13 protein-coding genes are annotated in these 12,218 nt (G+C 66.4%); 6 read left to right on the top strand and 7 right to left on the bottom strand.

Annotated elements, in window-relative coordinates; all coding sequences use genetic code 11:
* The first annotated feature begins 1 nt into the window (after position 1).
* The 4 genes from ATE64_RS07200 to ATE64_RS07185 are packed head-to-tail and all read left to right on the top strand — an operon-like array spanning position 2 to position 4,352.
* On the top strand, positions 2 to 988 hold the full coding sequence (locus tag ATE64_RS07200; RefSeq protein ID WP_058454055.1) for an acyl-CoA dehydrogenase family protein: 987 nt from the start codon (positions 2 to 4) through the stop codon (positions 986 to 988).
* A gap of 3 nt (positions 989 to 991) precedes the next feature.
* The gene (locus ATE64_RS07195) at positions 992 to 2,362 is read left to right on the top strand and encodes a wax ester/triacylglycerol synthase domain-containing protein (protein WP_058800302.1); all 1,371 of its coding nucleotides are present in this window, start codon (positions 992 to 994) and stop codon (positions 2,360 to 2,362) included.
* Positions 2,359 to 3,417: a hypothetical protein gene (locus tag ATE64_RS07190; protein ID WP_058454053.1), complete on the top strand. Its 1,059-nt coding sequence runs from the start codon at positions 2,359 to 2,361 to the stop codon at positions 3,415 to 3,417. The genes ATE64_RS07195 and ATE64_RS07190 overlap by 4 nt, the downstream gene beginning before the upstream one ends.
* A 5-nt stretch (positions 3,418 to 3,422) precedes the next feature.
* The gene (locus ATE64_RS07185) at positions 3,423 to 4,352 is read left to right on the top strand and encodes a nitronate monooxygenase (protein WP_156417337.1); all 930 of its coding nucleotides are present in this window, start codon (positions 3,423 to 3,425) and stop codon (positions 4,350 to 4,352) included.
* On the opposite strand, the gene ATE64_RS07180 is transcribed toward ATE64_RS07185, so the two are convergent.
* Positions 4,349 to 5,347 (bottom strand): NADPH:quinone oxidoreductase family protein, encoded by a 999-nt coding sequence (locus ATE64_RS07180; protein ID WP_058454051.1) that lies wholly within the window; start codon positions 5,345 to 5,347, stop codon positions 4,349 to 4,351. The genes ATE64_RS07185 and ATE64_RS07180 overlap by 4 nt on opposite strands.
* Positions 5,348 to 5,416: 69 nt before the next feature.
* On the opposite strand from ATE64_RS07180, the gene ATE64_RS07175 reads away from it, so the two are divergent.
* On the top strand, positions 5,417 to 6,397 hold the full coding sequence (locus ATE64_RS07175) for a nitronate monooxygenase family protein (protein WP_058454050.1): 981 nt from the start codon (positions 5,417 to 5,419) through the stop codon (positions 6,395 to 6,397).
* A gap of 4 nt (positions 6,398 to 6,401) precedes the next feature.
* Positions 6,402 to 7,253 carry an NAD(P)-dependent oxidoreductase gene (locus ATE64_RS07170; RefSeq protein WP_058454049.1) on the top strand — a complete coding sequence of 284 codons (852 nt, stop codon included), beginning with the start codon at positions 6,402 to 6,404 and terminating at the stop codon, positions 7,251 to 7,253.
* Here the strand turns inward: ATE64_RS07170 and ATE64_RS07165 are convergent.
* Genes ATE64_RS07165 through ATE64_RS07140 form a run of 6 tightly spaced genes read right to left on the bottom strand, consistent with a single transcriptional unit; the run spans position 7,250 to position 12,130 of the window.
* Positions 7,250 to 7,996, bottom strand: a complete 747-nt coding sequence (locus ATE64_RS07165; RefSeq protein WP_058454048.1) for an SDR family NAD(P)-dependent oxidoreductase — start codon at positions 7,994 to 7,996, stop codon at positions 7,250 to 7,252. The two genes, ATE64_RS07170 and ATE64_RS07165, sit on opposite strands and share 4 nt — an antisense overlap.
* Positions 7,993 to 9,273 carry an acyl-CoA dehydrogenase family protein gene (locus ATE64_RS07160; protein ID WP_058454047.1) on the bottom strand — a complete coding sequence of 427 codons (1,281 nt, stop codon included), beginning with the start codon at positions 9,271 to 9,273 and terminating at the stop codon, positions 7,993 to 7,995. Before ATE64_RS07160 ends, ATE64_RS07165 begins: the two co-directional genes overlap by 4 nt.
* 13 nt (positions 9,274 to 9,286) lie before the next feature.
* Complete coding sequence (locus ATE64_RS07155; protein ID WP_058454046.1) at positions 9,287 to 10,354, bottom strand: phosphotransferase family protein; 1,068 nt, start codon at positions 10,352 to 10,354, stop codon at positions 9,287 to 9,289.
* The gene (locus tag ATE64_RS07150) at positions 10,351 to 10,812 is read right to left on the bottom strand and encodes a helix-turn-helix domain-containing protein (protein WP_058454045.1); all 462 of its coding nucleotides are present in this window, start codon (positions 10,810 to 10,812) and stop codon (positions 10,351 to 10,353) included. The genes ATE64_RS07155 and ATE64_RS07150 overlap by 4 nt, the downstream gene beginning before the upstream one ends.
* 42 nt (positions 10,813 to 10,854) lie before the next feature.
* Positions 10,855 to 11,277 carry a nuclear transport factor 2 family protein gene (locus tag ATE64_RS07145; RefSeq protein WP_058454044.1) on the bottom strand — a complete coding sequence of 141 codons (423 nt, stop codon included), beginning with the start codon at positions 11,275 to 11,277 and terminating at the stop codon, positions 10,855 to 10,857.
* Positions 11,270 to 12,130 carry an SMP-30/gluconolactonase/LRE family protein gene (locus ATE64_RS07140; protein WP_058454043.1) on the bottom strand — a complete coding sequence of 287 codons (861 nt, stop codon included), beginning with the start codon at positions 12,128 to 12,130 and terminating at the stop codon, positions 11,270 to 11,272. The genes ATE64_RS07145 and ATE64_RS07140 overlap by 8 nt, the downstream gene beginning before the upstream one ends.
* Between the last annotated feature and the right edge of the window lie 88 nt (positions 12,131 to 12,218).

Here is a 12,218-nt window from a genome sequence, read left to right as displayed (position 1 = left end):
GATGCATTTTCACCTGACCGAAGAACAGAAGGCGATCCAGGAAGCCGTGCGCGGCACGCTCGCCGACAGCTGGCCGATCGAGCGTATCCATGCCTTCGCCGACGGCGACGCCGATTTCGACCGCGCGAGCTGGGATGCGCTGATGGCGCTCGGCCTTGGCGGCATCTTGTTACCCGACAGCGGTATGGGGTTGCTCGACGCCGCGCTGGCCTGCGAGGTGGCGGGTGAGGCGGCGGCGGCAGGGCCGCTCATCGGCCAGCTCCTCGCCGTCGCGGCGGCTGCGGCGAGCGGCAGAGCCAATCTCGATGCCCTGGCGAGTGGCGAAGCCGTCGCGACGCTGGTGCACGGCGGCAGCGCGTTCGTCCCTTGCGCGCGCGCCGCCGATATCTTCCTGGTCGTCGACCGCGCCGCGGGCGTGCGGCTGGTGCCCGCGGGTGACGGCGTGACGATCGAAGCGGTCAGGGCCTCGGATCGCACGCGGCCGGTGTCGAAGGTCGCATTCGCCGAAGGCGCGGGCGAAATGCTGTTCGCCGCCGCCGATCCGATCACCGCGCGCCTTGCCGATGCGGCACTGGTGCTCTGCGCCGCCGACGCGCTCGGCGGCGCGCAGAAGGTCACCGACATGAGCGTCGCCTATGCCAAGGAGCGCGAGCAGTTCGGGCAGCCGGTCGGGCGCTTTCAGGCGCTGAAGCACCAGCTCGCGCATATGGCGCTCGACGTCGAGCCCGCGCGGGCGCTCGTCTGGTACGCCGCCTATGCGTGGGATGCGGAGCTTCCCGATGCGCCTAGGGCTGCGGCGATGGCGAAAGCGCATCTGTGCGACGTCTATGTCCGCGCGACGCGCGCTGCGGTCGCCGCGCATGGCGGTATCGGCTACACATGGGAATATGGCCTCAACTACTGGTTCCGCCGCGCCTTGTTCGACCGTGCCTGGCTCGGCAGCCCGTCGGAGCATCGCGCGCGGGCGGCCGATCTGGCCAGCTGGTAAGCGGTGAACGCGCCGGACAGCCTGCAATTGGCGCCGGGGGTGCGGAGGCTGCGCCCCGACGATCATTTCATGATCCTGTCGGAGACCGACGCCTCGCCGATGCACGTCGGCGCGCTGATCATTCTCGACGTGCCGCTTGACGCGCAGGAAGGGCTGGCCGCCGTGCTCCGCCGCCAGCTTGCCGATCGGCTCCCGGCGACGCCGCTCCTCGTGCGCCTGCACGAAGCGCCCGACGGCTATGACAGCGACGTCTGGGCCGATATCGCGCGCGCCGATCTCGAAACGCTCGTCGCCGTCGAGCCGCACGACGGTGCCTGGAGCGAGGCCGAGCTTTACGACGCGGTCGCGTCGCTCAATATGCGGCGGCTCGACCTGTCAGGGCCGCCCTTCGCGGCGCATGTCTTCGAACAACTTACGGCGGGCGGCAGCGCAATCTATCTCAAGGTTCATCACAGCGTCGCCGATGGCATCGGGTTTCAGGCCATCCTCGGCCTGCTCAGCGACGCGGCGCCGCCAGCAACCGCGCGCTTCGCCGATGCGCGACTGCCCGAGCCCGAAAAATGGTGTCAGCGTGCCGAGGCACGCTTTGCGACCGAGGCCGATTTGCGCGCCGCCCAAGCCGCGCGCCGCAAGGAAGCGCTCGCCGCGCTCGAAGCGTTCAAGGACGATCGCGAACCGACGCCGGAGCTCAAAATGTCGGGGCCAACCTCGGACCGGCGCCGCTATACGACGATCAGCCTGCCGCTCGCGCGGGTGAAAGCGGCAGGCGCCAAACTCGACGCGACCGTCAACGACATTTTCCTGACGCTCGCCAGCACCGCGCTGCGCAATTATCTGATCGAGATCGACGATCTCCCCGCAACCCCGCTGGTGGTCAATTCGGCGCGTTCGTACCGCCGCGACGCGCACGGGATGTTCGGCAACCGCATTGTCGCCCTGCATCCGCACCTCGCGACCCATCTCCGCGATCCGGTCGAGCGCCTTCGCGCGATCCAGTCGTCGATGGCATCCGAGATGCAGCGCACCGGCCATGACGAGGCGCTTCTCGACGCCGCCGAGAAGCCATTTGGCGCGCGCGACCGCCGCGCCGCCTTCGCCGAGCGCATGGCGGGCGGCAAGCGGCTGCTTCCCGGCAATCTGACGCTGTCGAACGTCCCCGGCCCCGCGGAAGCACGCAGCTATGCCGGCTTTCGCCAACTTCATAATTACCCCGTCCCGATCATCGGCTCGGGCCGCTTCCTCAACATCACGTCGCGGCGCAGCGACGACAATCTCGACATGGGTGTCATCGCCGATGCCGCGAAGATCACCGATGTCGGCCGTATCGCCGCGCTCTTCACCGCCGCTCTCGACGAACTGGAGTCTCTTGCATGACCGACGATCTCGCCTTCAAGCCCGAGGACGACCGCTACCACCAGCTGTCCGACGATCCTTACGAGACCGAAACCAACTGGTGGTCGTTCAGCATCCCCGAACGCAAGATCGGCTGCTGGATCCACGCGCCCTATTATCCCAACCGCAAGAGCGTCACCTGGCGTATCTTCGCGTGGGACGACGAGGGGTATGACCAGGCGCGCATGGCCTATTATCGCAAGGTCGAGGAAGCGCCGATGCCCGACGCGCCCGACCTGACCGACATCGTCTTCCCCGGCGACAAGAACGGCGGCGGCTACAACCTCAAGATGCTCGAACCGGGCATGAAATATCACCTCCAGTATGAGGACCCGGCGCGCGGCTTTGCGCTCGATTTCACGCACACCGGGCTCCATGAACCGCATCGCTTCCCGCCGGGCAAGCCGCCGTTCATGGCAACGCCGCACTACGACCAGCTTGGCCATGTCGAAGGCTGGATGACCTTGCGCGGCGAACGTATCCGCATCGACGGGATCGGCGTGCGCGACCGCACCTGGGGCCCTCGCGGCGGGCCCTATGCCGCGAGCCCTAAAGTCTATGCGAACGACATGGAGCGGGTGAAGCATCCCGGCGGTGCGCGCTGGCGCGAAATCGAGCGCGAACGCGGGCGCGGGCGCATCCAATATATCTTCGGCCATCGCCGTGACGGCACCGGCTTCCTCGGCTTCGTGCGCGTACAGGATGGCGGCGCCGACGGCTGGGCGCCGATGAACGCCGGCTGGATCCGCCGCGACGGCACCTTCGGCAGCCTCGATCCCGCCCGATCGCGGATGCGCACCTTCCGCAGCCCCAAGACCGGCTGGAGCACGCATATGCAGGTCGAACTCGTCGACGAGCTGGGCCGCGAAATGGTCAGCGAGGGTTTCGTCGTCAGCACGATGAGCGAAGCGGGATATGGCGTGAACCAGCTGATGCGCTGGGATATTGACGGCGGGATCGGCTGGGGCGAGGATCAGGATGTGTGGAATCCGCAGCACTATACGCGCATGCTCGACGCGTTGAAGGCGACCGCTTGACCGCGGTGCTTTCGAATCTTGTGCTGCCGCTGATGTGCGCCCCGATGAGCTTCGCCTCGTCGGTGCCGCTCGCGGTGGCCTGTTGCCGTGCCGGGGTGATCGGTGGTTGGCAGGGCGGTACCGTCACGTCCTTTGCCGAGTTCGAGGCCTATCTGAAGGCGCTGGCCGCCGTGGGCGGTGCGCCGCCGATCGTCAATATGCCCGCCCGCTGGGGAACCGATCCGAAGGCCGCGGACCGGCTCGATCTGCTCGAACGCTACCGCGTGCCCCTTGTGCTCTCGAGCCTCGGCGATCCCTCGGCGCTCGTCGCGCGCGTGCACGGTTGGGGCGGGCGCGTCGTCCATGACGTGACGACGATGAAGCATGCCGAAAAGGCGATCGCCGCGGGTGCCGATGGGCTGATGCTTACCTGTGCCGGAGCAGGCGGGCATACCGGCTTTCTGACGCCGATGGCGTTCGTCCCCGCGGTGCGACGCATCTTCGACGGGCTGCTGATCGTCGCGGGCGGCATCGCCGACGCGCATGGTATTGCCGCGTCGCTCGCACTCGGCGGCGACATTGCCTGCATGGGTACCCGCTTCATCGCAACGCCCGAGAGCGGCGTCGTCGAGGGGCATCGCGCGATGATCCCCACGGTGGGCGCCGACGATATCGTCGCATCGGCCGCGATGAACGGCGTCCCGGCGCATTGGATGCGCCAGTCGATCGAAGCGGTCGGTCTCGACGCCAAGGCGCTGCCCGCCGTGCGTTCGCCGATGCCCGAGGGCGTCATGCCGTGGCGCGACATCTGGAGCGCCGGGCAAAGCGCGGGGCTGATCGACGCAGTCGAGCCGGTCGCCGATCTGGTCGCGCGCTTGACGAGGGATTTCGACGCGCTGCCTGCGGTGCCCGACTGGCGCGGGCGCCTTTCCGGCCTGACACGCGGCTGGGACTAATCCATCGTCAGCACGATCCGTCCCGCACTTCTTCCCGCTGCCGCATCCTCCATCGCCGCCTGAAAGTCCGCGAGCGCAGAGCTTCGCGCAATCGCAGGCCTCAGCTTTCCTTCCGCTGCCAGCCCGAACACCGCATCGCGATTGGCGGCGCTTTTTTCGGGCTCGAAGATTCCGAACTGGCGAATGTCGACGCCGATCAGGCTTGCGCCTTTGAGCAATGGCAGGTTAGTGCGCAGCGCGGCGATCCCTCCTGGAAAGCCGACGACCAGATGCCGCCCGTTCCACGCCAGCGACCGAAACGCCGGCTCGGTCGCCTCGCCGCCGACCGGATCGAAGACGACATCGACTCCCTGGCCGCCGTTTGCCGCCCTGACCTGATCGCGCCAGTCGTCGCCACGCGCATCGACGACCGCATCGGCGCCGCCCGCGGCCGCGAGTGCGCGTTTGCTTTCGCTCGACGCCGATCCGATCACGCGCGCGCCCAGATATTTGCCGATCTGCACCGCCGCATAGCCGGTAGCGCCTCCCGCGCCGAGGACGAGGAGCGTCTCGCCCGCCTGGAGCCGCCCGCGGTCGACGAGCGCGTGCCAGGCCGTCGCGTAGCTCACCGGGAACACGGCAGCTTCCTCGAACGACAGTGCCTGCGGCATCGGGCGTATCGTGCGAGCGGGCAGGTTTACAGCGTTGGCGAACATGCCGCCCCAGCCGCTCCCGACAACCCTGTCGCCCACCGCGAAATCGCGCACCTCGTCGCCGGTCGCGTCGACAACCCCCGCGCATTCGCTGCCGGGGATATAAGGGACCGGCGGCTTCACCTGATAGCCACCGGCGGCGGTCAGCACATCGACGAAGCTGATCCCCGCCGCTCGGACGGAAATGCGGACTTGCGTCGGCGAAGGCGGCCCCGGGTCATGATCGACAAGCCGATAGGCGTCGGGCGGTCCCAGTTCGTCCGCCATGACGGCGCGGCGAATGGCTGTTGGCAGGATCGTCATAGGACACCTCTTGTCACGCGAATATAAGAAGTATAACTAGGTTAGATAAGTATAGGAAGGGGTAGGCTGATGGGTTTCAAAACGCGGATCACCGAAATGCTGGGGATCGAACATCCGATCGTTCAGGGCGGGATGCAGGCGGTCGGCACCGCCGACATGGCGAGCGCGGTATCGAACGCCGGCGGGCTCGGCATCATTACCGCGCTGACCCAACCGAGTCCCCAAGCGCTGCGTGACGAGATCGAGCGTTGCCGATCGCTTACCGACAAGCCGTTCGGCGTCAACCTGACGGTCTTTCCAACGATTAACTCGCCCGATTACAACGCTTACGCCGATGCGGTGGTCGAGAGCGGCGTCAAGATCATGGAGACCGCCGGCACCCCGGCGGTCCGCGAGATCTGGGCACGGGTAAAGCCGCACGGTGTCACCATCCTCCACAAATGCACCGCGGTGCGCCACGCACTGTCGGCCGAGAAAGCTGGCTGCGACATCATCTCGATCGACGGCTTTGAATGCGCAGGGCATCCGGGGGAAGACGATATCCCCGGCCTGATCCTGATTCCGGCGGCGGCCGACAAGGTGAAGATCCCGATGCTTGCATCGGGCGGTTTCGGCGACGGCCGCGGTTTGATCGCCGCGCTCAGTCTCGGCGCCGAGGGCATCAACATGGGCACGCGTTTCTGTGCGACCAAAGAAGCGCCCGTGCATGACAATGTGAAGCAGGCCTATGTCGACAACGACGAGCGCGGCAGCTTTCTGATCTTCCGCAATTTCAAGAACACCGCGCGCGTCGGCAAAAGCGAAGTCAGCGAAGAGGTCGTTCGCCGCCTGTCGCAGCCCGATGCGAAATTCGGCGATGTCCAGGGACTGGTCGCCGGCACGGCGGGACGCGAGTTGCTGCGGACAGGCGATCTCAGCAAGGGCGTCTTCTGGGCGGGCATGGTCCAGGGACTGATCCATGATATCCCGACCTGTCAGGAACTGATCGACCGCATAATCGGCGAAGCCGAAGCGATCCTCGATCAGCGGCTCGCGGGCTTCCGGCGCTGACGCCGTGAAGGTCGTCGTCACCGGCAGCGCCGGCAAGATCGGGCGACCCGCGCTCGCCGCATTGCGCACGGCCGGGCATCGCGCCACCGGACTCGATATCGCGGGCCCGATCGAGCCCGGGCGCCAGCTGCGCTGCGATTGCACCGATTTCGGTGCGGTGATGGGCGCGCTGTCGGGGATCGATCCCGCGGGCGGCGTGCCCGATGCTGTCGTCCACCTTGCCGGCATCCCCGCGCCGGGACTGGCAACCGACGAGGCGACGTTCGCGGTCAACACACGCTCGACCTACAATATCTTCTCGGCCTGCGCGCGGCTGGGCATCCGCAAGATCGTATGGGCATCGAGCGAGACAATCCTCGGCCTGCCATTCGACGAGCCGCCAGCCTTCGCGCCGCTCGACGAAACGCATCCCGATCGGCCCAACTGGTCCTATGCCCTCGCGAAACAGCTCGGCGAAACGATGGCCGATACATTCGTTCGCTGGCATGACGACATGGCGATCGTGTCACTGCGTTTCTCCAACGTCTTTGCAGCCGATGACTATGCCGGGCTGGAAAAGATGCAGGCCGACCCGGCGCGGCGGAAATGGAATCTCTGGTCCTATGTCGATGCCGAGGATGCCGCAGCGGGGTGCGTTCGCGCGGTCGAGGCACCGGTCACCGGCCACCAGCGCCTGCTTATCGCCGCAGCGGACACGCTGATCGATCGGCCGAGCGCGGGGCTGATGGGCGAATATTTCCCCAATGTGCCGCTCAGCACGATCGAGGGTTTCCAATCGCTCCAGTCGTCGGCGCGCGCCGCCGAACTGATCGGCTATCGCCCGCAGCATAGCTGGCGCGACCGCGGGCAGCCCTAACGCTGCCCACCGTCGACGCGCAGCAGCGCGCCGGTGGTATAGGATGAAGCCGGACTCGCGAGCATCAGCGCGGCAGTGACGATCTCGGGCGGATTGCCCGGACGGCCCAGCGCGACAGGCTGCTTCTCGCGCTTCTTCGCGTCCCAGGCATCGGCGATATCGGTCAGGAACGGCCCTGCCGAAATGGTGTTCACGCGTACTTTCGGGCCATATTCGCGGCTGAGCGACACCGTCATCGCATTAAGCGCCGCCTTCGCCGCGCCATAAGGGACTACGCCGGGCAACGCCATCAGCGCGCCCGTCGAGCTGATGTTGATGATCGCCCCGCCATCGCCGTCGGCCATGCGCTTGCCGATCTGGCTGGCGAGGCGGAAGGGGCCCTTGAAATTGAGGTTCATCACGCTGTCGAACAGGCTTTCGGGCATGTCGTGGCTCGGCATCGGCGGCGACATCCCGGCGTTGTTTACCAGCACATCGACGCGGCCAAACTCGGCGTAGGCGGCGTCGATCAGGGCGTCGCACTCGGCCCATTTGCCGACATGCGCGGCAAAGGGCAGCGCGCGGCGCCCGAGCGCGCGGCACTCGGCGGCGACCGCCTCGCAATTGTCGAGCTTGCGGCTCGCGACGATGATATCGGCGCCGCGCTCCGCAAAGGCCTTGACCATCTGATAGCCGAGCCCGCGCGAACCGCCGGTGACGAGGATGATTTTCCCGGTGAAATCGAACAGCGGGTCGGGGATCATGCCGCGCTCCTTTGCTTCAGCGCGGCGAGCCGCGTCGGGATATGCTCGCTCGGGAACAACCCCGCCGCGGGCTTGGCGTTCTTCAGATGCGCCTTCGCAACCTGCGCCTTGTGCACTTCGGTCGGACCGTCGGCGAGCGCGAGGCTGGGCAGCCCCATCCACATGTCGGCAAGCGGCGTTTCGAGCGTCACCCCCAGGCTGCCGTGCAGCTGGATCGCGCGCTGGACGATGTCGTGATAGACCTTCGCCATCTGCACCTTGCACATCGCGATATGGGTGCGGGCGGCGCCATGCGGCTCATTGTCGATGATCCACGCGGTCTTGAGCACGAGCAGGCGGAACTGCTCGAGCTCGATGATCGAATCGGCGATCGCCCCCTGGACGAACTGGTGTTCGCTCAATTGCTTGCCCTGCGTCCGCCGCGACACTGCGCGTTCGAGCATCATGTCGATCGCGCGCTGGCATTTGCCAACGGTGCGCATCGCATGGTGGACGCGCCCGCCGCCGAGCCGCGCCTGCGCCACCTTGAACCCTTCGCCGGGCCCGCCGAGCATCGCGTCGAGCGGAACGCGGACTTTGTTATAGCGGATATAGGCGTGGGTTCCGTCGTCCGCGCCCTTGCTGTCGCCCATCGTTTGCGAATGGCGAAGGAATTCGATCCCCGGCGTGTCGGTCGGCACGATCAGCATCGACATCCGGCTATGCGGCGGGTTTTCGGGATTGGTCACCACCATGACGATCAGGAAGGCGGCGTAGCGCGCGTTCGAGGAGAACCATTTCTCGCCCTCGATCACCCATTCGTCGCCGTCCTGATACGCACGACAGGTGAATTCCTTGGGATCGGCGCCGGCTTGCGGCTCGGTCATCGAAAAGGTCGACACGATCGTGCCCGACATCAACGGCTCCAGGAAGCGGGCCTTCTGCTCGCCGGTGCCGAACATCGCGAGGATTTCGCTGTTTCCGGTGTCGGGCGCGGCGGTGCCGAATATCGTCGGCGCCCAATAGCTGCGCCCGAGGATTTCGTTCATCAACGCGAGCGTCAGCTGGCCATGGCCCGGCCCCCCCAAGTCTGCGCCAAGATGGCAAGCCCACAACCCCTGCGCTTTCACCTGCTCCTGCAGCGGCGCCATATAGGCGCGCGATTCCTTGTTCGCGACGTCATAGGGCGCGCCGTGGCCGGGAAAGAGGATATCCATCGGCTCGCATTCGTCGCGGACAAAGCGTGCCATCCAGTCGAGCTTCGCCTGCAATTCGGGTTCGATGCGGAAATCGATCATGGACTGTCCTTGGTTAGCCGATCAGGCGGATGAGTTTTTCGGCTTCGGCGAAATTGCCGCGCACCAGCCGGTCGAAGAAGCGGCCGGTTTCGGCGCTCAAAATGCCCTTGGCCGCCTGCGCGACCTTGTATTCGAGGATGCAGCCGCCCTTGAACATCGCGAGCACGAGATAATAATCGAAGCTCGCCATGCTGCGCCCGGTGCCCGCGGCATAATGCGCCATCAATTCCTGCCGCGTCGGCCAGCCGCCGACATTGTAGAGCACCTTTTCAGGCACATGGCCGGGGAAACGATCGTCGCGAATGCCGTTGCAGAACCAGGCAAGGTCGAGCAGCGGGTCGGCGATCGTCGACAGCTCCCAGTCGATCAATGCGGTCAGGCGGCATGGCGGATCGAAGGCGAACAGGGCGTTGGGCGTGCCGACATCGCCGTGAATGATTCCCGGCCGGAAGTCGTCCGGGATATTGGCGCGCAGCCAGTCGCGAGCGAGCGCATAGCCTGGCAGTTCGCGCCATTCATGGTCATAGAGCTGTTTGTAGCTCCTGATCTGCCCTTCCCAGCGATCGACCTGCCGCTCGAGAAAATTGTCGGGGCGCCCGAAGTCCTCGAGGCCCACCGCCTTGTAATCGACATTGGCGAGCGCGATCAGCCCGTCGACCATCGCGTAGGGCACCTCGCGCGCATGCGGCGGTTTGTCGAAGGGCGGGCGGTCGTGGATTTTCCCGCCGCTAAGGTCAGCCGGCCAGCCCTCGACGAGATCCATGACGTAGAAGGGCGCGCCGATCACGCCGGCATCGGCGCAGCTGCCGTGACAATAGGGGTGCGGGACATCGGTTCCGCGGAGCGCGGTGAGTACCCGCGCCTCGCGCATCACGCTCTTCTCGCTGCCCGGCGGCGGCACCGCGGGCGGGCGGCGGAGGATTAGCGTATCGCCGCCGCGGTTCAGCGACAGGATGACGTTCGACGTGCCGCCGTGGATTTTCTTTGCCGTCAACGGACCGGCGCCGAGCGACGGAATATGCGCGTCGAGCCACGGCGTCAGCCGTTCGGGATCGGCGAGCGCCGCGATATCGTCCTTCATTCGTCGCGCTCCCGCAAATAGGCCTCGATACCGGCGCGGATTGCGTGCAGCTGGCTCGCCGCCGCCGCGAAGGTCGCTCTGTCGATCCGCGCCAGCAATGCGTTGGTGACGGCCTGAGCACGCTGATGGTCGACCGCCTTGAGCGTGCGGCCGGCGTCGGTCGCGACGATCAGCGAGGCGCGCTTGTGATCGGGGTTGTCGGCGAACGCGACGAGGCCCAGTTCGGCGAGCCGGTTGGCGGCGCGCTGCACGACCTGCCGCGGGTGGCCGAGGCTACGGCCGATCTGCGCCACCGTCGGGGCGTCGGCGGCGTTGACCACGGCGGTGAGCACGGTGAGCTCCATTTCGGCAAGCCCGCTTTCGGCGCGGGTATCCGCGTACAGCGCGCGCATCCGGCCGCGCAATCGCGCGACCTCGTCGGCGAATCGTTCGAAATCGGTGAAGCGCTGTGCGATCATGACACTCGGATGTCAAAATGACATCATAGTGTCAATAGTGATTCAGCGCGTCGTCATCCGCCGGAACAGCGAAGTCTCGGCCTGCCAGTCGACACGGACCCTCCTGTGGGCGAAGCGCCAGCCGCCCTCGGTGCGAACCAGCCGGTCGTCATAGGTGCCGCTGTGGTCGGGCCCGAAATTGCTGTGCACCGCGAAATAGCTGCGCGCCGTTGCTTGATCGCCGTCGATCGCGATCAGCGGATTGGTGATATGGTGGCGAACGAACGTCAGCCGCGGATCGCGCGTTCCGGACCCGAGCGAGGCAGCGATCGCTTCGGGGCCCGTCGGGCTCGCACCCGGATAGTCCAGCACGCCGTCGTCGGCGAAGCACGCCGCCAGTTCGGCCACGCGCCCCCGGTCGCCGTTATAGGTATAGCGTGCGAGAAGGTCGCGGATCGCGTCGCGGTCGGCGGCAACGTCAGCCATTATGGTTCAACCTCAGCCCCGGTTCGCCCCAGCGTGTCTTCACCAACCGTCCCGTCTTCGACAGGGTGATATAGGCATCGCGCATATCCTCGCCGCCAAAGGCGATGTTGGTGACATAGGGGTCGCCCTCGATGGCGAGTTTCGACACGTCGCCGCCGGGCGTGATCGTCGAAATCCCGCCCGCATACAGCGTCGCGACACAGACATTGCCAGCCGCCGTGACTGCCAGGCTGTCGAACCCGACCGGCCCCGGCGCGGTTGCAATCCACGTCGGGCGCTGCGCCTCGACCTTGCGATCATAACGCCATAGCCGTGCCTGATGCGTGTCGGCGACATAGACGTGCATGCCGTCGGGCGAGAGGCCGATGCCGTTGTACGACACCGCGTGCCGGTTGATCGCGGCGATCGACGATTCGTCGGGCAACGCGCTGAACAACCCGCTCGCAGTGCGGATCCCGTCGTGAGTCTTGCCGAGGTCGGTGAACCATATCCGCCCGTCGGCGTCGAAGACGATGTCGTTCGGCGCCTCCAGTGCGATGCCGTCGCAGCTGTCGTAGAGGCGTTCGAATTTGCCGGTCGACAGATCGACGCGCTCCACCCGCCCTTCGTGCCCGGGGCCGCGCGCATTCTGGAATTTGACCAAGTCGAGCCCGCCATTGTTGCAGACATAGAGCGCACCGTCGGGTCCAATCGCCGCGCCGTTCGGTCCGCCGCCGATCTCGCAAACGGCTTCGGTCCGGCCGTTCCAGCAGCGGGTTATGCGTCCGCCTGCCAGTTCGACGACGATCACCGACCCGTCGGCCATGACGACCGGGCCCTCGGGAAAGGCAAGGCCTTCCGCGACGATCTCCATCCGACCCTCTCCTATATAACCTAGTTATGTATGTCTTGACACGTGGCGGGGGAGCGCGCAACCCTCGGCGCCGGGAGAGAGACATTGC

The sequence above is a fragment of the Sphingopyxis sp. H073 genome (assembly GCF_001468395.1).
Classification (GTDB): domain Bacteria; phylum Pseudomonadota; class Alphaproteobacteria; order Sphingomonadales; family Sphingomonadaceae; genus Sphingopyxis.
Note: the sequence above shows the minus strand (reverse complement) of the source record. Positions and strands in the feature narration are given on the sequence as shown.

What these genes read in the sequence shown, in the direction of transcription:
- ATE64_RS07160 (WP_058454047.1), bottom strand. Translation starts at nt 9,273, where the DNA reads ATGATCGATTTCCGCATCGAACCCGAATTGCAGGCGAAGCTCGACTGG.
- ATE64_RS07190 (WP_058454053.1), top strand. Translation starts at nt 2,359, where the DNA reads ATGACCGACGATCTCGCCTTCAAGCCCGAGGACGACCGCTACCACCAG.
- ATE64_RS07165 (WP_058454048.1), bottom strand. Translation starts at nt 7,996, where the DNA reads ATGATCCCCGACCCGCTGTTCGATTTCACCGGGAAAATCATCCTCGTC.
- ATE64_RS07175 (WP_058454050.1), top strand. Translation starts at nt 5,417, where the DNA reads ATGGGTTTCAAAACGCGGATCACCGAAATGCTGGGGATCGAACATCCG.
- ATE64_RS07145 (WP_058454044.1), bottom strand. Translation starts at nt 11,277, where the DNA reads ATGGCTGACGTTGCCGCCGACCGCGACGCGATCCGCGACCTTCTCGCA.
- ATE64_RS07155 (WP_058454046.1), bottom strand. Translation starts at nt 10,354, where the DNA reads ATGAAGGACGATATCGCGGCGCTCGCCGATCCCGAACGGCTGACGCCG.
- ATE64_RS07180 (WP_058454051.1), bottom strand. Translation starts at nt 5,347, where the DNA reads ATGACGATCCTGCCAACAGCCATTCGCCGCGCCGTCATGGCGGACGAA.
- ATE64_RS07140 (WP_058454043.1), bottom strand. Translation starts at nt 12,130, where the DNA reads ATGGAGATCGTCGCGGAAGGCCTTGCCTTTCCCGAGGGCCCGGTCGTC.
- ATE64_RS07150 (WP_058454045.1), bottom strand. Translation starts at nt 10,812, where the DNA reads ATGATCGCACAGCGCTTCACCGATTTCGAACGATTCGCCGACGAGGTC.
- ATE64_RS07200 (WP_058454055.1), top strand. Translation starts at nt 2, where the DNA reads ATGCATTTTCACCTGACCGAAGAACAGAAGGCGATCCAGGAAGCCGTG.